Origin of the sequence: Xanthomonas sp. WHRI 8393, assembly GCF_040203315.1 — a bacterium.
In the GTDB taxonomy this organism is placed as follows: Bacteria; Pseudomonadota; Gammaproteobacteria; order Xanthomonadales; family Xanthomonadaceae; genus Xanthomonas; species Xanthomonas arboricola.
The window spans coordinates 894,583-916,775 of record NZ_JBEGGL010000002.1; the positions used below are offsets into that span (position 1 = coordinate 894,583).

10 protein-coding genes and 2 pseudogenes are annotated in these 22,193 nt (G+C 59.8%); 10 read left to right on the forward strand and 2 right to left on the reverse strand.

What is annotated here, in order from left to right; translation table 11 throughout:
- The first annotated feature begins 6 nt into the window (after nt 1-6).
- The 9 genes from ABQ137_RS09980 to ABQ137_RS10020 all read left to right on the forward strand — a co-directional run bounded on the left by ABQ137_RS09980 (nt 7) and on the right by ABQ137_RS10020 (nt 20,298).
- Nucleotides 7-14,592 carry a hemagglutinin repeat-containing protein gene (locus ABQ137_RS09980; RefSeq protein WP_349782232.1) on the forward strand — a complete coding sequence of 4,862 codons (14,586 nt, stop codon included), beginning with the start codon at nt 7-9 and terminating at the stop codon, nt 14,590-14,592.
- A 1-nt stretch (nt 14,593) separates the two neighbouring features.
- Entirely contained in the window at nt 14,594-14,977 is a 384-nt protein-coding gene (locus ABQ137_RS09985; protein ID WP_349782234.1) for a hypothetical protein, read from the forward strand.
- Nucleotides 14,978-15,342: 365 nt separating this feature from the next.
- Nucleotides 15,343-16,101 carry a hypothetical protein gene (locus ABQ137_RS09990; protein ID WP_503021211.1) on the forward strand — a complete coding sequence of 253 codons (759 nt, stop codon included), beginning with the start codon at nt 15,343-15,345 and terminating at the stop codon, nt 16,099-16,101.
- A 56-nt stretch (nt 16,102-16,157) separates the two neighbouring features.
- Nucleotides 16,158-17,090, forward strand: coding sequence for a DUF8616 domain-containing protein (locus tag ABQ137_RS09995; RefSeq protein WP_349782236.1), 933 nt, complete (start codon nt 16,158-16,160; stop codon nt 17,088-17,090).
- A 49-nt stretch (nt 17,091-17,139) separates the two neighbouring features.
- A complete protein-coding gene (locus tag ABQ137_RS10000) occupies nt 17,140-17,448 on the forward strand; it encodes a hypothetical protein (protein WP_349782238.1) in 309 nt (102 codons plus the stop codon).
- A gap of 878 nt (nt 17,449-18,326) precedes the next feature.
- Complete coding sequence (locus tag ABQ137_RS10005; protein WP_154831913.1) at nt 18,327-18,509, forward strand: hypothetical protein; 183 nt, start codon at nt 18,327-18,329, stop codon at nt 18,507-18,509.
- A gap of 229 nt (nt 18,510-18,738) precedes the next feature.
- Complete coding sequence (locus tag ABQ137_RS10010; protein ID WP_349782241.1) at nt 18,739-19,557, forward strand: hypothetical protein; 819 nt, start codon at nt 18,739-18,741, stop codon at nt 19,555-19,557.
- Nucleotides 19,558-19,561: 4 nt separating this feature from the next.
- Nucleotides 19,562-19,852, forward strand: a complete 291-nt coding sequence (locus ABQ137_RS10015) for a hypothetical protein (RefSeq protein ID WP_349782242.1) — start codon at nt 19,562-19,564, stop codon at nt 19,850-19,852.
- Nucleotides 19,853-20,013: 161 nt separating this feature from the next.
- The gene (locus ABQ137_RS10020) at nt 20,014-20,298 is read left to right on the forward strand and encodes a hypothetical protein (RefSeq protein WP_349782243.1); all 285 of its coding nucleotides are present in this window, start codon (nt 20,014-20,016) and stop codon (nt 20,296-20,298) included.
- A gap of 161 nt (nt 20,299-20,459) precedes the next feature.
- On the opposite strand, the pseudogene ABQ137_RS10025 reads toward ABQ137_RS10020, so the two are convergent.
- Nucleotides 20,460-20,791: pseudogene (locus ABQ137_RS10025) on the reverse strand (transposase); the annotation flags it as partial.
- 56 nt (nt 20,792-20,847) lie between these two features.
- Nucleotides 20,848-21,072: pseudogene (locus ABQ137_RS10030) on the reverse strand (integrase core domain-containing protein); the annotation flags it as partial.
- A gap of 185 nt (nt 21,073-21,257) precedes the next feature.
- On the opposite strand from ABQ137_RS10030, the gene ABQ137_RS10035 reads away from it, so the two are divergent.
- The gene (locus tag ABQ137_RS10035) at nt 21,258-21,758 is read left to right on the forward strand and encodes a TspO/MBR family protein (protein WP_349782244.1); all 501 of its coding nucleotides are present in this window, start codon (nt 21,258-21,260) and stop codon (nt 21,756-21,758) included.
- Nucleotides 21,759-22,193 lie beyond the last annotated feature (435 nt).

Sequence of the window (22,193 nt, forward strand, 5' to 3'; positions counted from 1 at the left end):
GAAACGATGGACACCGAAGCGATGAGCGTACGTGCTTACCTGGCCGAACAAAGCAAGCGCGCGCTTGCGTTGCTGCTGTGCTGCACGGTCACCTGGACATCGTTTCCGGCGTGGGCACAGGTGGCACCAACGCCAAATCCCGGCGGCCAGACACCCGGTCAACAGGTCGCCGCCAATGGCGTGCCGGTGGTGGACATCGTCGCGCCCAATGCGCGCGGCATCTCGCATAACCGCTACAGCAATTTCAACGTCGGCCCGAACGGGTTGATCCTCAACAACAGCGCGCAGATCTCCAAGACCGAGCTGGGCGGCTATGTCGCCGGTAACGACAATCTGCAGCGCAGCGGTGCCGCCTCGCTGATCCTCAATGAGGTGGCCTCGGCCAGCAGCCGCTTGCAGGGGTACACCGAAATCGCCGGTGCCAAGGCGCAATTGGTGATCGCCAACCCCAACGGCATTTCCTGCGATGGCTGCGGGTTTCTCAACACCGCGCGCGTGACCTTGACCACCGGCACGCCCAACCTGGGCAGCGATGGTGCGTTGAACGGCTTCAGCATCACCGGCGGTGCGCTGAGTATCGGCAGCAACGGTCTGGATGCGTCTAACGTGGATCGCCTGGACCTGCTGTCGCGTCAGCTCAGCGTGGAGGGCTCGATCTGGACCAGGGAACTGGTCGCTGCCGCGGGTGCTGGGCGGGTCAGCTACGACGGCATGCTGCTGGACGTGATGCCGGGCACCGATGGCGCCGCACCGTCGATCGGCATCGACGTGGCGCAGCTGGGCGGCATGTATGCCGACCGTATTCGCCTGATTGCGACCGAAGCCGGTGTCGGCGTGGTGAGTCGCGGCACCCTGGCGGCGCAGAGTGGCGATCTGCAGATCGACAGCGCGGGCCAGGTGAGCCTGAGCGGGACCACGGTGGCGCGCGATGGAATGGGTGTGCGTGCCGCCGGTGACCTCGACCAGCGCGGCGTGCTCGGCTCGCAGCAAGGCGATGTGCATCTGCGCGGCGCGCGCATGACCCTGGCAGGCGATCTGGTCGCCGCCGGTATCCTGGATGCACAAGCCAGTGGCACGTTGAGCCACAGCGGCCGCAGCAGCGCCGGCGCCATCCGTCTGTTCGGTTCGGAATTGAATGCCGATGGCAGTCTGCATACGACGGGTGCGCTGGATCTGGGCGCCGATGGCATGTTGCGCAGCAGCGGTGTGGCCTATGCGGCAACCGCTGCAAACCTGCGCGCGGGGCAGATTGGCCTGACCGGCACGCTGCAGAGCGGCGGCGCGATCGGGCTGAATGCGAACGCGATCGATGCACTGGGCACCCTGGACGCGGCCACCGCCTTTCGCGTGAACAGCAGCGGCAACGTGCGCCTGGGTGGATTGGCGCAGGCCGGGCAGGGTGCTGATGTGCAAGCCGGCGGTCGGCTGGAACTGCAGGGTCAGCTGATTGCAGCGGATGCAATGGCGCTCAATGCGGCGAGTATCGACATCGCACAGCGCGGCGTAGTGTCTGCGGGTGGCGATCTGGAGTTGCGCAGTGCAGGTGCGTTGAACAATGCCGGTAGCGGCTACGCGGGCCGCGATCTGCGTCTCCAGGCAGCGTCTGTCACCACGACGGGCAGTCTGGCGGCCGCACGCGATGCGCAGGCGGCGGTTGCCGGTGGTCTGGTCAATAGCGGCACGTTCGTTGCAGGCAATGCGCTGACCATTGACGCAGCGCAGCTGGACAGTCGTGGCGATATCGGCAGCCAGCGTGGGGAGACGCTGCTGCGCAGCCGCGGCGGTCTGGCGCTCAGCGGCAACACCGTGGCAGGTACTGCTTTGGGCCTGGACGCCGCAGCGGACGCGCAGGTCTCGGGCATCCTCAACGCCGGTCGCGTAAATCTTCGTAGCGGCGGGGATACCGCACTCTCCGGCACCCTGCAGACCACCGCCGGTGGGTTGGTGATCGCCGCAGGCGGTGAGCTCGTCAGCGATGCCGTGGTGAGTTCGACAGGCACGATCGATTTGCAGGCGAACGGCGCGCTGCGTCAGCGTGGTCAGCTCCGCGGCGACGGCGCGGTGCAATTGCGCGGCGCAGCGGTCGAGCACAACGGTGTCATCGATGCAGGTGGCGACCTGCGCATCGCCAGTGCTGCCGAGCTCGCGTTGGACGGCACCGTGCAGAGCGCTGGCTCAGCCACATTGCAGGCGGGCGCAGCACTGCAGAATCGCGCGAAGGTGATCGCAGCTGGCGCGCTGGATGTAGAGGCAGCCTCGTTGCGCAACGCGCAAAGTGGCGCGTTTTCGTCGGATGCCGGTGCGCGCGTGCGCACGGCCGGCACATTGGATAACGCCGGCAGCCTGTATGCGGCAAGCGATCTGCAGCTGACCGCTGGCGCGTTCACGCAAAGCGGCAGCGCCAGCTCGGGCAACACGCTTTCGGCAGCTGTGAGCGGGTCATTCGACAACGCTGGCAATGTGATTGCCAGGAACGCGCTACAGATCGATGCCGGCAGCGTGCGCAGCAGCGGTCAACTCGGCAGCGAAGCGGCAGGTGTTCGTCTGGGCAGCCAGGGCGATATCGCGCTGCAAGGCGTGGTTGCCGCTGCGACCACGCTGCAGGCCAGCGCCGCTGGCGATCTGCAGCAGGCAGGCTCGCTAAGAGCGCAGTCGCTGGCATTGAGTGCCGGGCGTGATCTCACTGCTGCTGGCAACCTGCAGTCGGCGTCCACGCTGGATCTGCAGGCACAGCGTGCTCTGACATTTGCTGCCCAGGGCCAGGCTGGCGGTGATGCTTCGCTGCGCGCCGCCACACTGACAACCAGCCAGGATGCGGTGTTGCAGAGTACGGGAGCGATCGCGCTGGACAGCGCGGCCATCGACAGCCGCGGCAAGCTGGATGCAGGGAGCGATCTGCACATCCGCAGCCAGGGCGATCTGGCGCTGGCGGGTGTGGCACAAGGCGGGCGCGACGTTGTTTTGAATGCAGCCGGCGCGCTCAGTAACGCAGCGCAGGCGTTTGCAGGCCGCGATCTGTCGGTGCAGGCAGGTAGCCTCGACAACACCACGAGCGGTGTGTTGGCGGGCGAGGGCAACATCGCCCTGACCACTACGGCACTGCTGAACAACGCTGGCCGCATGCAGGCCGGTGGCGATCTGCAGATCAGCGCAGCCAATATGGACCAGGGCGGCAGCGCGTCTGCAGGCAAGGCATTGCGCGCCGCCATCGCAGGCACGCTGGCCAATCGTGGCAATCTGATTGCCAAGGATGCGTTGCAGGTCGATGCGGCCACGCTGCGTAGCAGTGGGCAGTTGGGTAGCGAGCGGGCCGATGTCACGTTGAACAGCCGAGACACGCTGCAACTCGAGGGTGTGGTTGCAGCGGCCAATGCATTGCGTGCGACTGCTGGCGGCGATTTGCAGCAGGCCGGTTCGCTCAAGGCACAGTCGATCGCATTGCAGGCGGGGCGCGACCTCACTGCAAATGGCGCTCTGCAATCGGCATCCACGTTGGATCTGCAGGCGCAGCGCACGCTCGCCCTGAATGGACAGGCATCGAGTACGGGTGAGGCAACCGTCACCGGCGCAACAGTTCTGACAGGCGCTGCAGCAGTGCTGCAGAGCGGTGCCGGCATCACCCTGGATGGCGGCTCCATCGATAGCCGCGGTTCGCTCGATGCGGGGACCGATTTGAGCGTGCGTAGCGCCGGTGATCTTGCACTGGCTGGCGTGGTCCAGGGCGGGCGCGATGTTGCGCTGACCGCTGCGGGCGCGTTGAACAATGGCGCTCAAGTCGTCGCAGCCCGCGATCTGCACCTGCAGGCTGCCAGTGCCAACAATGCTGCAACTGCAACCCTGGGCGCACTACGCGACCTGCGCGTCGATGTCGCCGGAGTGTTGGAAAACAATGGCAGCCTGCATGGCGAGCGTGGCCTTGCACTGAACACCGGCACGCTGCTGCAGCGCGGCCGTGTCTACAGCGGGGATGCGGTATCGATCTCGTCGACAGGCGCATTCGAGAACGCGGGCCAGCTGGTATCGGGCAAGGATCTGAGCATCGCTGCCGACAGCATCGTCAGCAGCGGGCAACTCGGCTCGGTCAACGGCGCTCTGACGCTGACCAGCCAGAACGCGATCGATCTGCACGGTGTGGTGGCTGCGGCGACCACGCTGCAAGCCACCGCTGGCACCAATCTGCTGCAGACCGGCTCGCTCAACGCGCAGGCCGTGACATTGCAGGCTGGCCGCGATCTCACTGCCGGTGGAACCCTGCAGTCCGCGTCTGCGTTGGATCTGCAGGCGCAGCGTAGCCTGACGTTGAACGGTCAGGCGCAGGCGGGCAGTGACGCCAACCTGCGCGGCAACAGCATCGCCACCGGCCGCGACGCCGTGCTGAAAAGCGTCGGCGCGATCAGCCTGGACGGTGCGGCAATCGACAGCCGTGGCACGCTCGATGCCGGCACGGACCTGCGCCTGCGCAGCACGGGAGCACTTGCGCTCGCAGGCGTGGCGCAAGCCAATCGCGATGTTGTGTTGAGCGCAACCGGCACCTTGAGTAATGCGAGCCAGGTGATTACCGGCCGTGATCTGTCGGTGCAGGCAGGCAACATCAATAACGTGGCGGCCGGCGTGTTGGCGGCCGATGGCAGCGTCACGCTGACCACTGGCGCGTTGCAGAACGGCGGCAGCCTGCAGAGCGGCGGCGATCTGCGCATCACCGCCGCAAGCATGGACCAGAGCGGCACTGCGATTGCAGGCAAGGCACTGACCGCGAAGGTCACTGGCACGCTGGACAACCGCGGCAACCTCATTGCCAAAGACACGCTGCAGGTGGAGGCAGGCAGCTTACGCAGCAGCGGCCAGCTCGGTAGCGAAACTGCCAACGTCAGCTTGATCAGCCAAGGCGACATGACGCTGCAAGGCGTTGTCGCCGCAGCGACCACACTGCAGGCCACTGCAGTTGGCGATCTGCAGCAGGCGGGCTCTCTCAAGGCGCAATCGATCGCGCTACAGGCCGGGCGCGATCTCACCGCCGCAGGCACGCTGCAGTCGGCAACGCAACTGGATCTGCAGGCGCAGCGCGCACTGACAATGAACGGACAGGCGGTGGCGACGGGCGATGCAACCCTGCGCGGCGCGCGGATCGGCACCGGTCAGGCTGCCGTGCTGCAAAGCGGTGGCGCTATCAGCCTGGATGGCGCCGCGATCGACAGCCGTGGCGCACTCGATGCAGCCGCTGATTTGAATCTACGCAGCACCGGCGACCTGGCGATTGCCGGTGTCGCGCAAGCCGACCGTAATGTGGTGCTGAGCGCAGCTGGCGCGTTGACCAATGCGGCGCAAGTCGTCGCTGGTCAGAGCTTGAACGTCACCGCAGCCAGCGCAAGCAATGCCGCCAGCGGCGTGCTGCTCGCGCAGGGCGACGCTACCTTCGCCATCGGCGGCTTGCTCGACAATGCTGGCGCCGTGCGCGCTGGCAATCAACTCACGCTGGGCGTCGGTTCGCTGCGTCAAACCGGTCAGGCCTATGGCCTGCAACGCCTGGGTGTCGTCGCCACTGGAGCAGTGGACAACCGCGGTGACCTGATCGGCGGCAATGGCCTGCGCGTGGAAGCGGCGCAAGTCAGCAGCAGCGGCCAGCTGGGCAGCGAGCGCGGCGATGTCGCATTGATCAGCCGCGGCAACCTGCAGCTCGGCGGCAGCCTCGCATCGGCAGGCAGCTTCTCGGCGCAGGCCGATGGCGCGGTGGCACAGAGCGGCACCTTGAGCGCTGGCAGCACGCTGGAATTACGCTCCAAGGGCGATCTGGGTGTGGCCGGTCAGCTCGGCGCTCAGCAGGTCACCTTGACCAGCGACGCCGTGTTGCGTCAGCAGGGCACCGTCAGCGGTACGACGGTAGGTCTGCAGGGGGCCCGCATCGAGAACGCCGGGCAGACCACCGCTTCGGGCAACTTGAGCCTGCGTGCGGGTGAGATCAGTATCGCCGGCACAGTGGGCGCCGGTATCAGCGCAGACGGCAGCCTCGGCAGCGGACGCACGCTGAGCCTGATCGCCGATCGCCAACTCAGCGCCTCCGGCAAGCTGTTGGCTGGCGGCAACCTCACGGCGCAGGGCAGCCAGCTGCAGCTGGCGGGTGCCAGCACACGCGCAACCGGCAATGTCGCACTGACCACCGGCGGCAACCTCGATCATCGTGGCGGTGATTTGCTTGCCGGCGGCACGCTCACCGTGCAGGCCGGCGGCAACATCGACAACGGGCGTCTCAACGCCGTCGCCGGCCAGATGCAGGCCAACCAGCTGAGTATCGACGGCGCCAGCCTGAGCAATGCCGGCGGGCGGTTGGTGCAAAGCGGCAACGGACTGACCCGCGTCAGCATCGGCGGCGCGATCGACAACACCGGTGGCACGCTGGCCAGCAATGCGCAGGATCTGACCATCACTGCAGCCAGCCTGGAAAATGCACAAGGACGCATCGAGCACGCCGGTGCCGGCGTCCTGTCGGTCACCAGCCGTAGTGCGCTGGGCAACAGCAGTGGGCGCATCCTCACGCAAGGGCAACTGCACCTGGACGCGAGTGGCGCGTTGAACAACCAGGGCGGCGCGATTGCCGCAGCGGGCGATGCAGCACTCACTGTTGCTGGCCTCAATAACATCGGTGGTTCGGTCTCAGCACGTGAATTGAAGGTGCAAAGTACCGGCGCGGCCGACAACCGCAACGGCTTGCTGCAGGCCAGCGGTGGTGCGCTGACCTTGCGTGCCGACAGCCTCAGCAATGCCGGCGGCATTGTGCAGGCGGTCGCGAACGCTGGTGCGGGTGGAAGCCTGCGCGTCGAACTCAATCGTGGCCTGGACAACGGCAACGGCACGATCGGTGCCGGCAGCGACGCAGTGGTTACTGCGGAAAACATCAGCAGCAGCGGCGGCAGTCTGCAAGCAGCGCGCGACCTCAGCGTCACGGCACGCGGCCAGCTGGACAATCACCAAGGCGGCAAGCTCAGTGCTGGCCGTGATCTCAACGTTGCCGTCGCCGGCGCGTTGCTCAACAGCGGCGGCCAGCTCGATGCCGGCAATACGCTGACCGCCTCCGGCGGAAGTATCGACAATAGCCAAGGCAGTATCGTCAACAACGGCGGTGGACTGACACGCATCACCACTGGCGGTGCATTGACCAACAGCGGCGGCAATCTCGGTGGACGCGGCAGCGTGGTGATCGATGCCGCCAGCATCGCCAACAACAGCGGTCAGCTGGTCGCCGGCGGCGACCTGATCGCCAACACCACTGACTTGAACAACCAGAGCGGCAACGTCTATGCCGGCGCAAGCTTCCTGCTGCAGCGCGCAGGCGCCACGCTAGACAATCAGAACGGCACCATCAAGGCCGAGCAGGCAGTCCGCCTGAACCTGCAGAACTTGATCAACGCGGGTGGCAAGATTGGCGCCGGCAGCGTGACCGGCGGCGCCGGCGATGTGGTGATCGACACCGTCGGCTTCGACGGTGGCGGCAGCATCCTGGCGCAGAACCTGCTGGACCTGACCTTGCGTAGCGACTACACCCACCGCGCCGGTGCAGACCTGACCAGTAACGGCACTTTCAACCTGCGCGTCGGTGGGAGCCTGGTCAACGAGTCCACGCTCAAGGCTGCGCGCAGCCTGGACATTACGGCAGGCAGCATCACCAACCGCGCAGGCGCCAACATCCTGTCCAACGACACGCGCCTCAACGGCGGCAACATCATCGACAACGCCGGCAGTATCTCCGGCAATGGCGCACTGTCGCTGGTGGCGAACAGCATCAACAACACCGGCAGCATCGTCGGCGGCAACGTCTCGGTGAACACCGGCACATTGGTGAACGGCGCCGACTTCGGCGGCGCGACCGACAACGCAGCCTATGGCTCGGCCTTGCTCGGTTCCACCGGCAACATGAATCTGATCGTGCGCGATCAACTGCTCAATCGCGACGCGCGCATCTTCAGCCTGGGCAATATCGCCATCGGCGGCGCGCAGGATGGCGGCGGCACCTTGGTATCGCGTACGGGTGTGGTCAATAACCTGTCGGGCAGCATAGAGGCTGATGGAAGCATCTTGATTGCGGCCAACCAGCTGAATAATCGGCGGCGGGTTTTGACTGCCGCATTGGGTACATTGACCGACCAAGAAAAGGCAGCTGCGAATGCAACGATGCCCGAGGAGCTTATTGAGTCACGCGGAATCGTCTATCCAAGGCAGTCTTACTTCATTCGTATTCCTTACGTCGGAAAAAATCCTGGTGTTTATCGTTCCTATTCGGTCGAGCAGCAAGAGCGTCTCATCGCTGCAAGTGCGGAAGGACGAATCGCGGCTGGAGGAAATATAGCGATTTCCGGAAGCGTCACCAATAACACTTCGTCGATTGCGGCGGCTGGTGCGCTGCAAATAAATCAACGTGGTGTGGGTGGATTGAGTGATGGGCTTTTCGTTGGTGGAGAGTCGATCTTCAACGAATCGCTTGCCTTGAATAGGCAAGTCGTACAGAGAGACTACGAGTATGCAGTAACAGCGGTCATTGACGACTGTGCGCTGAACCAAGGAAATCGGCGTCCTATCTGTACATATGATGCTGAATCAAAAACCATTTCTTCTTCCACGATCAATACGAGCTATATCGCCCTGGGCGCCAGCATGACCGGTGGCCAAGGCGTCAGCATCAATGGTGCCAACATCAGCAATGGTGCCGTCGGCAGCGACGGTCGTGGTATCAGCGGCGCTTCACTGAATGGTGTCGGCGCACAAGGTGGCTTGACTGGTCGCGCCATGCAAAGCGCCGGTGGAGTGGGCGGCCAGGCAGTGATCGGCCGTGCCAATGGCGGCGCGAACAGTATTCGTGTTGCCACCGGTACGACCGGCAGTGCAGGCACCCAGGTGGGCGCCAACACGCAGGACGCAACGCTGGCCACATCGGGTGGCATCGTCAAGATGTCGGTTGCACCTGTCGCGTCCAACGACAGTGGGCTTGTACGCAGCAGCGTCGATCAGGCAGACGTGCAGGCCACCGCGGCCGGTACCGGCGTCACTGCCGTCGCAACCGACAGCCGTACCCGAGTCGATCCGGCCACCATTCCGGTGACCAACATTGTGGGTAGCGGGCAAACCTCGCTGACGCAGATCGATCTGCCCATTGGCGGGCTGTATCGCCTATCCGGCGGCACCGGTACCGATCTGACCGCAATGGGCCGCGCCGCCAACGGGCTGGGCGGCATCAATGCCTGGCGCAGCAATGGCCCCGGCCGTCGTTACCTGATCGAGACCGACCCGCGCTTCGTCAACTACGACAACTTCATCAGCAGCGACTTCCTGCTGGACAAGCTGGGTGTTGACCCGGAGTGGACCCAGACCCGCCTGGGCGATGGCTTCTACGAGCAGCGCCTGGTGCTGGACCAGATCACCCAGCTCACCGGCCGCCGCTATCTGGGCAACTACGCCGATGGCGTGGCGCAGTACCGCGCCTTGCTGGAGTCGGGCGTGGCCGCCGCAGGCCAGCTGCAGCTGAGCATGGGCGTGGGCTTGACCGCCGCACAAGCGGCCGCACTGACGCAAGACATCGTGTGGATGGTCGAACAGGACTACCAGGGCCAGAAGGTGCTGGTGCCGGTGGTGTATCTGGCCTCCAACTCGCTGCAGTTGCGCGGCAACGGCGCATTGATTGCAGGCGGCAACGTCGAGCTCAACGCCACCAATTCCATGAGCAACCAGGGCGTCATCGCCGGTGCCGACGTCAGCGTCACCGCCGGTAACCTGCTCAACCAGGGCCGCATCAGCGGCACTGGCAGCGTTGCCCTGGAAGCGCGCAACGACCTGCTCAATCAGGGCCAGATCCAGGGTCGCGACGTGGCACTGGTGGCCGGCAACAATCTGGTCAGCGAAGCATCCAAGGCCATCAACGGCGTTGGCATCCTGTCCGGCATCACCGCCAGCAACACCCTGCAACTATTCGCCGGCAATGACATGACGTTGAGCGGTACCCGCGTGCAGGCCGATGGCAGTGCGGCGTTGATCGCAGGCAACAACCTCAGCCTCACGCCCAGCGCCTTGCGCGACGACAACGGCCTGCTACGCGGTGGCGATGCGGTGTCGGTGACCACTGGCAAGGATCTGGTGATGTCTGCAGGCAACGACCTGCAACTGCATGGCGTGACCATCAAGGCCGGCGGCAGTGCCGCACTGCAGGCAGGCAACAACCTCTCGCTGACCCCGACCACTGGCCTGGATGGCAAGGTCGCCACGCGCACCAACATCAGCACCGGCGACAGCCTGCAATTGACCGCCGGCAACGACCTGACCATCCGCCAGGCCGACGTCAAGGCCGGCGGCGATCTGATTGCCGCAGCAGGCAACAACCTCAACGTCGAGTCCGTCCTCAACGAGACCGAAACCAACAGCTACAAGACCCGCAACGGCAAGACGCGCGTCACCACCACCACGACCACGCAGAGCATCGATCAGCAGGCACTCACCGCCGGCGGCAACCTGATCCTCAGCGCCGGCAACGACGTCAATCTGGTCGCGGGCAAGCTGGACGCCGGAAAGGGCCTGGGCATCAGCGCCGGCAACGACATCAATGCCAGCACGCTGACCACGGTGGACACCAGCAACACGCTGGAAACGCGAAAGCGCTTTAAGCAGACGACCAGTACCAGCGACGAAACCGTCCACGGCACCGAGTTCAGTGCCGGCGGAAACCTGGCGATGCAGGCCGGCAATGACATCGCCCTCACCGCCGCATCTGCCGCCACCAAGGAAGGCGGCATCACCCTGGCTGCCGGCAACGACGTCAACCTGCTCGCCGCCAGCGAGCAGCACGACGCCGTGCAGGACATGACCAAGAAGAAGAAGGGCACGTTCTCCAGCAAGACCACAACCACGCATGATGAGTGGCACGACAACGTGGCGGTCACCACCACGCTCAGTGGTGACACGGTGCAAATTGCGGCGGGTAACGATCTGCTGTCGCAAGGTGCGCAGATTGTCGGCACCGGCGACGTCACGCTTGCAGCAGGCAACAACCTGACCTTGGAAACTGCTCAGAACACGCATAGCGAAGAGCATGACAAAGTCACCACCAAGTCCGGTCTGTTCGGAAGTGGCGGTATTGGGGTGACGCTCGGTAAGCAAAAGGTCACCACTGGCGCCGACATCGACCAGATCACGCATACCGGAACGACGGTCGGCAGCCTTGGGGGTGACGTCACCCTGATGGCCGGCAACAAGTTGGCGATTACGGGCAGCGATGTCATGGCGTTGCAGGGCGACCTGACCGCGACCGGCAAGGACATCGCGATCACGGAGGTCTACAACGACAGTGATGCGGAACAGCGCAGCAAGTTTAGCCAAGGCGGTTTGTCGCTGACCCTGAGCTCGGCTGCGATCAGCCTGGCGCAGGCGGCAAACGACAGCTACAAGGCCAGCAAGGAGGTCAAGGGCGACAGTCGCATGGAAGCACTTGCGCTCGGATCGGCGGCCTACAGTGCATATGGGGCAGGACAGGCGCTGGGCCAAGCCGGAAGCGCATTGAGCAGTGGCAGCGCCGCCGGCGCAGCTCAGGGGGCCAATCTGAGCATTGCCATCAGCATTGGCGGCAGCAAGAGCGAGAGCAAGAGCACGCAGACGGCCAGTCTCGCACAAGGCTCCAAGCTACAGGCAGGTGGTGACGTCAACTTGATTGCAACCGGCGGTGGCGACCAAAGTAATTTGTTGATTCGTGGGAGTGACATCAAGGCGGGCAATGATCTGCTGCTGGCAGCCGATCACGATGTACTCATCGAAGCAGCCAAGAACACCGCCGAGCAAAAAAGTACCAGTAAGAGCAGCAGCGCGTCGCTGGGTGTTGGCATCACTTACGGCCCGGATGGTGCCGCATTTGGCGTGATGATCAGTGCAGCTGGATCGCGCGGCAAGGCCAATGGCGAGGACGTGACCTACAGCAATAGTCATCTGGCTGCGGGCAACACGGCCACGGTCATCAGTGGCAATGACACCACACTCAAGGGCGCGCAGCTGTCGGCGGACAAGGTGATCGCCGATGTCGGTGGCAATCTGAGCATCGAGAGCCTGCAGGACACCAGCACGTACGACAGCAAGGACAAGAGTGTTGGCGCGAGTGTGACCTTTGGCGCAGGTTTTAGTGCAAGCGCGAGCTACAGCAGCAACAAGGTCAACGGTGACTTCGCCAGCGTGACCGAACAGAGCGGTATCCAGGCCGGCGACGGCGGCTTCAACATCCGTGTCGGCGGCAATACTGATCTGAAAGGCGCGGTGATCGCCAGCACCCAGGCGGCGGTGGATGCCGGCGTCAACCGCCTGCAGACCGGCACGCTGACCTATAGCGATATTGGAAACACCAGCAGTTACGACGCCAAAGGGTTCAGTCTATCGGGCGGATATAGCAAGGGAACAGGCGACAAGAAGCAGCAAGGAGAAACCGGTCAGGTCCAGCCGACAGTCAACAACGGTGCAAACTGGTCGTGGCAGAACTTCCAGACTGGAAGCACCGGTACAGCGGCTGGCATTGGGAGCAAGAGTGGCGATGCGACATCGACCACCACCAGCGGGATCAGTGGTGGCAGCTTGCTCATCACCGACGAGGCTGGGCAACTCGCCAAGTCTGGCAAGACCGCTGCAGATGCATTGGCGGGTCTTAAGCGCGATGTGATCAGCGGCGACGACGCAGGTGGCTTGACCAAGCAATGGGATGGTCAGGCACTGCGTGACCAAGTTGCCGCGCAAGCGCAGATCACCGCCACCGCAGGGCAGCAGGCAACGAAGTTTGTTGGCGATTACGCACAGGGAAAAGTTGACAAGGCGGCCGAGCTCTATGCGGAAGCAGATGCAACCGGTGACGACAGCAAGCAGGCCGAAGCTGATCAGTTGATGAAGGATTGGGGCAATGGCGGCACGTTGCGTGTGCTGTCACATGCGGTTGTGGGTGGTCTGACAGGTGGCACAGAAGGAGCGCTAGGCGCAGCGGCAGGCACCGTGGCGGCACCGTACCTGGCAGAAGCGTTGGAGAAAGCCGGAATCAATAAAGCGGTGGCTGCCACCTTGACAGGGTTGTCAGCGAGCGCGCTAGGCGCTGCGGCCGGTGGTGCTGCAGGCGGTGCCGCAGCCTTGAATGAGGTGTCCAACAATTACCTCGGCCACCAAGAGCGGATGGAATATGCCACGGCCCTGATCGCTTGTTCCAAGTCTGGCACCCAGTGTGAGCGCGCCGAGCAACTGAAGGCGCTGTCGGAAGAACGCAATCTCGCGTTGCGCGGTGCGTGTAGCGATCCAGCTAGCGGCGGATGCGCGGAGCAAAAACAGCTGGCCGCTGCAGCCATGCAAGATCAGCTCGATCACGCTGGGGAATACACCGCTTGGCTTGCGGGTCACGTGCCTGAGTTGGTTGGCCTGTTCAACTCCGACAAGGACGGTTCACTGACCAAGGACTTCGTCACCCATGTGACGACTGCAGATCTTGGCCACAAGCTTGCGTGTGCGATGGCAGGTGATTGCAGTAACCAAGCGCTGGCTTCGGCAGCATGGAACGGTAGCATCCCGCTATCGGTTGCTACCGCTGATTCTGCGCTGCGCGCGGCGCTGGGTATGGGAGCAGGTACGGTCGGTGCTACCGGCCGGGTTTGGGAAATGGTTACCGGTGTGGCAGAGCTGGCCAAAGGTATGAGTCCTGCAGGCCAGGTCGGAAAATCGATTGATCAACTAGCCTACCTGTGGGGGAATGGTTACGCAGCTACTGCCGAGAAGAACTTTAACGACGCAAAGGGCGCGTTAAATGCAATAAAAACTGGTATCAGCGGCTATGCAGAGGATCTTGCATTTGCGGCCTACACGAACACGCACGGTTCTTGGGATATCTATGACATAGCCAAGGCGGGTGCAATCGGCGGCAAGGTCAGCGTTGACGTTCTCTCGCTCGTTGTTCCAGAGCTCTATGCAGGGAAGGGTGGTGTCGCTGCAAAGGCTGCAACGGAAGTAGGTACGGCGTTTAAGGCTGATGATGTAATTGAATATATTAACCAATTAAAGCCTGCTGCTAGCGCGGAAATACCTAAGGGATATAGCCGGATCAATTCGGCTGGCGCAATGGCAAATGAAACAGGCGGCTTGCCGCAAGGCTATAGGCGGTTATTGAATTCTGATGGTGAAGTGGTTGTTCAGTCGCCAAATGGATCAATAATTTCGTCTGATCAGGTCATTGATGAAATTGGTGGCGTTTTTTCAGGCCTGGAAAAATTCAGGACTGAATTGGGTTTGCCCGAATCTGGTACGGCCTCGGATAGATCAACTATTGCAAAGATTAATGTGGATGGCAAGGAAATTTATGGTATAAATGCGCATGGCCAGCCTACTTCTGGAGTAAACAATATATCGAAAAGTCATGCGGAAATCGATGTTTTGAATCAACTAAAAAACAGTGGTGGAGATTTTAGTGGTAAGAGTTTGACTATGTATGTGGATAGGCAGCCATGTAAGGCTTGCGGACAAAACGGTGGGATACGTACTATGGTTCGTCAGTTGGGTTTAAAGGAATTGACAGTTATTGGCCCTGATGGTCCTTTATTGATTAGGCCTTAATATGAAATTTTATCTTGACAATCGAGTTGGAGCTCATAATGTGGACGATGAGTTCTATGGTTTGGATCAAAGTGGTGTGGTTAATTTGCTTGGGAAATTGAATGGTGAACGGCATACGTTGCTTTGTGTGAAGAGAGAGGATGGTTGGGTGCTCTTTATTGGTGGCGGAAGTGAGAAATTCTTGGTCAATAAAGTTTCTCCGGAAGATATTAGCTATGAAGTGAAGTCAGATATGCCAGGTAGCAATATTGAACTTTGTGTTGGTGGGCAATATGGAGAGTACGAATCCTCTTCTTTAGCGAGTTATGATTTGGCAAGGATGGCTCTTTTGGATTTTTGTGAATTTTCTTCTCTAGAGAAATATACGTGGTCTGTTGTTGAGTAGTAAGGTGGAACCTCGAACCTGAAAAAAATCAGGGGCGGAGGCTGAGGTTTTCCCAGCTATAGCTCTTTCCAATCAATGATTTGTGCAACATCCGGGACGGAGGTAATTAAGGGGGCGGCCCTGACCGCCAGCATGACCAGCAGTCAAGGCGCAGCATTAGCGGCAGCGCGCTTAACAGCATCGGCGCATAGGGCGGCCTGCCCATTGGCGGGCTGTATCGCCTATCCGGCGGCACCGGTACCGATCTCACTGCAATGGGCCGTGCCGCCAACGGGCTGGGCGGCATCAATGCCTGGCGCAGCAACGGCCCGGGCCGTCGTTACCTGATCGAGACCGACCCGCGCTTCGTCAACTACGACAACTTCATCAGCAGCGACTTGCTGCTGGACAAGCTGGGTGTTGACCCGGAGTGGACCCAGACCCGCCTGGGCGATGGCTTCTACGAGCAGCGCCTGGTGCTGGACCAGATCACCCAGCTCACTGGCCGCCGCTATCTGGGCAACTACGCCGATGGCGTGGCACAGTACCGCGCCTTGCTGGAGTCGGGCGTGGCCGCCGCAGGTCAGCTGCAGCTGAGCATGGGCGTGGGCTTGACCGCCGCACAAGCGGCCGCGCTGACGCAGGACATCGTCTGGATGGTGGAGCAGGACTACCAGGGCCAGAAGGTGCTGGTACCCGTCGTGTATCTGGCCTCCAACTCGCTGCAGCTGCGTGGCAATGGCGCCTTGATCGCCGGCGGCAACGTCGAGCTCAACGCCACCAATTCCATGAGCAACCAGGGCGTCATCGCAGGCGCCGATGTCAGCATCACCGCAGGCAACCTGCTCAACCAGGGCCAGATCCAGGGCCGCGACGTTGCACTGGTGGCCGGCAACAATCTGGTCAGCGAAGCGACCAAGGCCATCAACGGCGTTGGCATCCTGTCCGGTATCACCGCCAGGAACACCCTGCAACTATTCTCCGGCAATGACATGACGCTGAACGGTACCCGCGCGCAGGCCGATGGCAGCGCAGCGTTGATTGCGGGCAAAAACCTCCAAGGACCGAACGCTGACCAAGGACTTCGTCCCACATGTGACGACTGCGGATCTTGGCCACAAACTGGCGTATGCGATGGCGGGTGATTGCAGCAACCAAGCGCTGGTTTCGGTAGCATGGAACGGTAGCATCCCGCTATCAGTTGCAACCGCTGATTCTGCGCTGCGCGGCGCTGGGCATGGGAGCAGGTACGGTCGGTGCTACCGGCCGGGTCTGGGAAATGGTTGCCGGTATGGCAGAGCTGGCCAAAGGTATGAGTCCTGCAGGCCAGGTCGGACAAACGATTGATCAACTAGCCTATCTGTGGGGGAATGGTTACGCAGCTACTGCCGAGAAGAACTTTAACGACGCAAAGGGCGCGTTAAATGCAATAAAAGCTGGTATTAGCGGCTATGCAGAGGATCTTGCATTTGCGGCCTACACGAACACGCACGGCTCTTGGGATATCTATGACATAGCCAAGGCGGGTGCAATTGGTGGCAAGGTCAGCGTTGACGTATTGTCACTCGTTGCTCCAGAACTCTATGTGGGGAAGGGTGGTGTCGCTGCAAGGGCAGCCACAAGCGTGGGCGACGCGTTTAAGGCTGATGACATTGTTACCTACCTAAATTCGAGTAGGCCAGTCGATGTAGTTCCTGGTTCGCTGAATTTTATGGGGAAATCTGATCAATTTTTCTTGAATGCTTCTAAGTGGAGAGATGTTGATTCTGATTGTTTTTTTGAAGTTATCGCTCACGGAAATAAGAATGAGGTCGAAGTCTTCATGCCAAATGGTCCAGTAGCAGCCGATCAGAGGGTGCTGGCCAAGCTTATAAAAGGCGATCCAAGTTATAGCGGTCAACCTATTCGCTTGCTCTCTCGCGAAACTGGATCTTGTGATCTAGGCTTTGCGCAAAACCTGGCTAGCAAAATGGGTGTTCCGGTTAAAGCGCCCACTGATCTTGTCTGGGCTTATGGCGATGGTAAAATTGTTGTTGCTCCTCGGCGCTCACTGGACAGAAATTCTCCGCTGTTTAATCAGCCTGATTTGTCGCGGCAAGGTGAGTTCAAGATATTTCAACCAAAGGTCAAATAATGAATGATATTTTGGGGGCGAGGTTTGTGGGGGGCATTTAGATATTTGCATGGATGGCAGAACTCAGGGTCTTATTTGTAAAAATTGTGGATGGTCGCTTGTAACTACAGTTATTCCTGAGATAGATAGTGACAATAACGAATACAGTATTAGGTGTAGTGGTGACTTTAGTAACTCTGAGCATGTGCGAATGGTTGCATCTGTAGTTGGTTCGAATTTCATTGAGGCCAGAAAATTTCTCAAGCAGGGTTCATTTGTTATTTTTACTGGAAAAGCTCCGGAGGTTTATGATGTTATAAAGAATTTGGAGGTAGCAGGGTTGGAGTTTCAAGTTGATCCTCAATTCAAGTGGATATGACTACGACGTCCCTCCTCTCCCAATTTTGAGTAGCGCCTCAGTTTGGAGTCCAATTCCCTACCCAGAGGAGATTGGACATGAAGACGCGCTTCACCTAGGAACAGATCATCGAATAACGAGGTCAGGTTAACTTATCAGTCGACGGTGTTCGGTTCGCGTGGCCGATGATCGCGCATGACGCCCGCGAAAGGGGGGGCGGAGTGCCTGCGCTGGCTAGGTTAGCTAAGCATCTGGCCCAGCGATACTCTGCCGGGTTGTCGGTCAGGCGACCACGCACAGAATTGAGTGCAATGTGGCGATAGCAGCGAAGGACGTAGTCCGCACTCTCCACAAGAGATGCTTTGTGCTGCTCTTCCCATAGCGTACCAGTGGGCCAACGGCGGCCATTGCACAATGCTACGTAGTTTTCCCCAAGTCGTTGCATCAGTTGCCCAATTGGTCCCGCTGCAGAGCGTGACTAGCGAGTGCACATGGTTGTCCATCAATACGTAAGCATCCAGCTGGCAGCCTGTGGCGTGCAGGGCTCCTCATGCATCAGGTGCAGATAGCGTAGTCGATCGCCATCATCAAGAAAGCATGGCAAGCGTTGTTCCCGGGCTGCACGATGTGCTGCGGGACACAGGCAAGTTCAATGCGTGCAAAGCCGGCCGTCGCACAAGACTTGCAACCAGACATCGGTGCTAATGTGCAGGGAGCCTCGCAAGAGCTGACGCCGTAGACTGCTATTTGCGGAGGAAGTGAATCTGACCCCCGTTAGCGGACATCGGTGCCGGCAAGAACGTTACGCTTGCGGCCAAGGACATCGCCCTGCTGGCGCGCCAGGACACGGTCGATCACCAGGCCAGCCAGCGAGCAAGTCGAGCGGCTTCTCGATGTGCGTGACCTACGACCCGGGTGCGTCGTACCTCAGCGCACGCGGTTCGACCACCAAGAAGATGGTCGATACCGGCTCAACCATGAGCAAGATCAGCCGCGATGCCCACGGCGCAGCGGCTGGCACCATGGCGGCCATTACCCCGGTGGTGATCCAGGTCAGCAGTCATCGCTCCAACGCTTCTTAGAACGAAAGCACCAGCGACGCGCGCGTCTCAGTTTAAAGGAATTGACAGTTATTGACCCTGATGGTGCTTTATTGATTAGGTCTTAATATGAAATTTTATCTTGACAATCGAGTTGGATCTCATATGTGGACGATGAGTTGTATGGTTTGGATCAAAGTGGTGTGGTTAATTTGCTTGGGAAATTGAATGGCGAACGGCATACGTTGCTTTGTGTGAAGAGAGAGGATGGTTGGGGAAGAAGGTAGAGCAGTTCAAGAACTGGCTGGGCGAAGACAATGCAGAGACTGCTGCGCTGGTCTTGATGGCGGCGGCAGGTGGCCCGGTGAAGACGTTGGGCAGTACACTGTGGGCGGCAACGCCGATAGCGGGGTATTTTTCGGAAAAGAAAGAGGAGTATCTAGTCAATCCGTTGACACCGTTCATCGGCACCAACGCATTTGGTGCTTTGACCGATCGCGATCAGCAAGCGGTGCAGCCTGCGAGTCATGCGACTAGCTCGATGCTTGTGGATACATTGCTGTCGTCACTTGGTGTGGTGGGCACCAAAGCTGGTGCGATCGGCATTATCAAAAATAGCGGCGGATTTTTGGCGAAAGTTGAAGGTGCAGATAATGCATTTACCTTCTCTGGAGGAAAACCAGCAGTAGCTGGTGACAGCTACCATCCTTCATCTGTAGTGGAACGTTCTAAATCTAATAGAGATTACTATGGTGAAGCAAATGCCTCTAATGAATTTCCAGCGGGAACAGTAAATTATGAAAGCCACTCGACAGCCAGGCTTGAGCAATCTAAAGTTCCGCGGGATCTGAATGAACAAGTGCTCTGGAATAGAGTAAAAGATGATCCGTCGAAGGGTGAACCCTTAAAGCTTAATAATGACCCAAATTTCCCCCGCGAGGACGGCTGGCAAAAAATGCAAGTAACGCATTGGCTTCCAAACGGAAATAATATAACTATTAATCGTCAATATAATGAGCGCACTGGAAAGGCATATGACATGAAAGTTCTTACGCCTCAGTATGATTTAAATCCTTCGGGAGATAAATAGTCACATGCATATAAAGTTGAATGATAGCGAAAATTCAATAGAAGTTCTTGGAATTTATTGGGTTAATGGAAAAAAATACTATTGGATTACACCGCATGAGGGGTATCAAGGATTTTTGGCCGTAAGTGAAGATAATTGCGTAGTAACCGATTCATTTCTTTCTAGTGATATGATTATTTGTAAGGGTGATGATGGTACGGACGAAATCATACATTGGGCAGCACATGATCTGTTAGAAGATTTGGTTGAACATGATGCCCGAGCAATGATGGAATTTATCAAGAGAAGGAAATAGTGAAAGTACTGCCTGGTTGGCAACAACGGCGCCAGCGTCAACACGCTTGGGAAGAAGGTAGAGCAGTTCAAGAACTGGCTGGGCGAAGACAATGCAGAGACTGCCGCGCTGGTCTTGATGGCTGCGGTAGGTGGCCCGGTGAAGACTTTGGGCATTAAACTGTGGGCGGCGACGCCGATAGCGGGGTTTTTTCGGAAAAGAAAGAGCAGTATCTGGTCAATCCGTTGACACCGTTCATCGGCACCAACGTATTTGGTGCTTTGACCGATCGCGATCAGCAAGCAATGCAGCCTGCGAGCCATGCGACTAGCTTGATGCTTGTGGATACATCGCTGTCGTCGCTTGGTGTAATGGGTACCAAAGCCGGTGCGATCGGTATTATCAAAAGCAGCGATGGATTATCGGGGGAAGTAAAAAGCGCGCCGAGAATGCCTTGCAAGATCTGACCCGCTTTATTAATGGTACTAAAGTCGTTGAGAAAAACAGGTCAGTTGTTCGAAGGAACGGTTGACTTGGCTCCGGCTTTGAGCCGTATAAAATCACGAATGACGGGGTCCACGAATAAGGGGGTCAGGTTGAGCTACCCCCGATTTCTCGGACAGATTAATTAGGGGGCAATAACCATCTTTTCGAACTCGGCCGGCAGCGGTAGCCCAGCGCACTGTGCAACCGCTGCCGGTTGTAGAACACTTCGATGTACTCGAACACCTTCCCGCGCGCTTCGTCGAGACTGGCGAAGCGCTCGTGGTGCGTCAGTTCCTGCTTGAGCGAGTTGAAGAAGCTTTCCATCAATGCATTGTCTTAAGGCATGCCCTTGCAACTCATGCTCGCGACTAGCCCAGCTTCCTGCAATTGCCGCTGATACGCACCGCTGGTGTATTGCGTGCCCTGGTCGCTATGGTGGATTGCGCCCTTCACTGGCCGTCGGCGTTGGAATGCCATTGTCGAATCCCCGTAATTCAATTCCAGCGAAAATTAGAGGTCTGTGGTTGATGTTAATCGCCAAACTCGGCGGGAGTTAGCCCGCCCACGCTGTCGCGCGGTATCTGTTGGTTGTAGTCGGCCAGCCACTGCTCGGTCTGCTCACGGACCTCGCTCAGCGTGCGGAAGAGATGCATGCCCAGCACGCCGCGCCTTTAGCTGCCGTTGAGGCGTTCGATGAAACCGGTTTGCATCGGCCTTCCCGACTCAACGAAATCCAATACGATGCCAACGCGCTCGCGACATCCCCCCGATTTTGAGTGGCGCATTGCTTTGGAGTCCAATTACCTATCCCGAGGAGATTGGACATGACGGCACGAATCCGTACGGCGTTAGCTGAGCGCGGACTCGCTTATGCGCGTAGTCACGGCTTGCACAGAAGCTCTGCCACGCTGACGAGCGCGGATCACAGGCCAAAGCAGTCATGACCCAAGGACGTTCAAAAAAATCGCAATGGTTCGGCCTTCTGGGTTGGCCGGTGCTTTGCTATGCCGTCGCTGGGCTTGGTGCGATGGCATCCATCCAGGCGGCCGGCTTCTATGCAGAACTTGCGCGGCCGGAGTGGGCGCCGCCGGGCTGGTTGTTCGGACCGGTGTGGACAGTGTTGTACGGAATGATGGCGGTGTCGGTCTGGTTGGTGTGGCGGCGCGGCAGCCGGGCGGGGACGCGTCCGGCGCTGGGCCTGTTCGTGCTGCAGTTGACGCTCAATGGTTTGTGGAGCTGGCTGTTCTTTGCGTGGCAGTTGGGAGCCTGGGCGTTTGCCGACATCGTGGCGCTGTGGCTGGTGTTGGCCGGAACGATCGCCGTGTTCGCGAAGCGGCAGGCACTGGCGGCGTGGTTATTGGTGCCGTATCTGGCGTGGGTGAGCTTCGCGGCTGGGCTCAACTTTTCGGTCTGGCAGCTCAATCCTCAGGTGCTTGGCTGATCTTTCTGCTGCGCTTGCTGACTTGCACCGTGCGTCGCGGCGATGGCGATCATCTACCGTTGATCCGAAGTGATATGTTGCTTGGCGTAGTGACACCGGCAGCGATGTGATGCACTCGCGCACAAGCGATCCTTCAGCCGCATCGCATTAGCCAAGTCGCACGACTGCACCAATCCATGCTCGAAACCTGCGCAGCGCCACCCACTGAGGTGGCTTCAAAAGTTTCCATAGCAATCAATTGCTTGCGAGGGCGCCGCTTAAATCCCTGAACAGCAAGGTTTTCTGTTCTGTCTGCCGAGCGCGTGCGGCCGCCCCGTCACGCAACGCTTGACAGGCCTCGGCCCGGTGATGTCTTTTGCGTACATGCATAACGCCTGCGCCACCGCTTCGCTTACCTGTCAGCCGCAGCTGCGGCCGGGTGCGGGCGCGGCCGGC

Bases quoted from the DNA above. Each gene is read 5' to 3' on its own strand.
- ABQ137_RS10015 (WP_349782242.1), top strand. From the start codon at position 19,562: ATGCATATAAAGTTGAATGATAGCGAAAATTCAATAGAAGTTCTTGGA.
- ABQ137_RS10000 (WP_349782238.1), top strand. From the start codon at position 17,140: ATGGATGGCAGAACTCAGGGTCTTATTTGTAAAAATTGTGGATGGTCG.
- ABQ137_RS09985 (WP_349782234.1), top strand. From the start codon at position 14,594: ATGAAATTTTATCTTGACAATCGAGTTGGAGCTCATAATGTGGACGAT.
- ABQ137_RS09980 (WP_349782232.1), top strand. From the start codon at position 7: ATGGACACCGAAGCGATGAGCGTACGTGCTTACCTGGCCGAACAAAGC.
- ABQ137_RS10035 (WP_349782244.1), top strand. From the start codon at position 21,258: ATGACCCAAGGACGTTCAAAAAAATCGCAATGGTTCGGCCTTCTGGGT.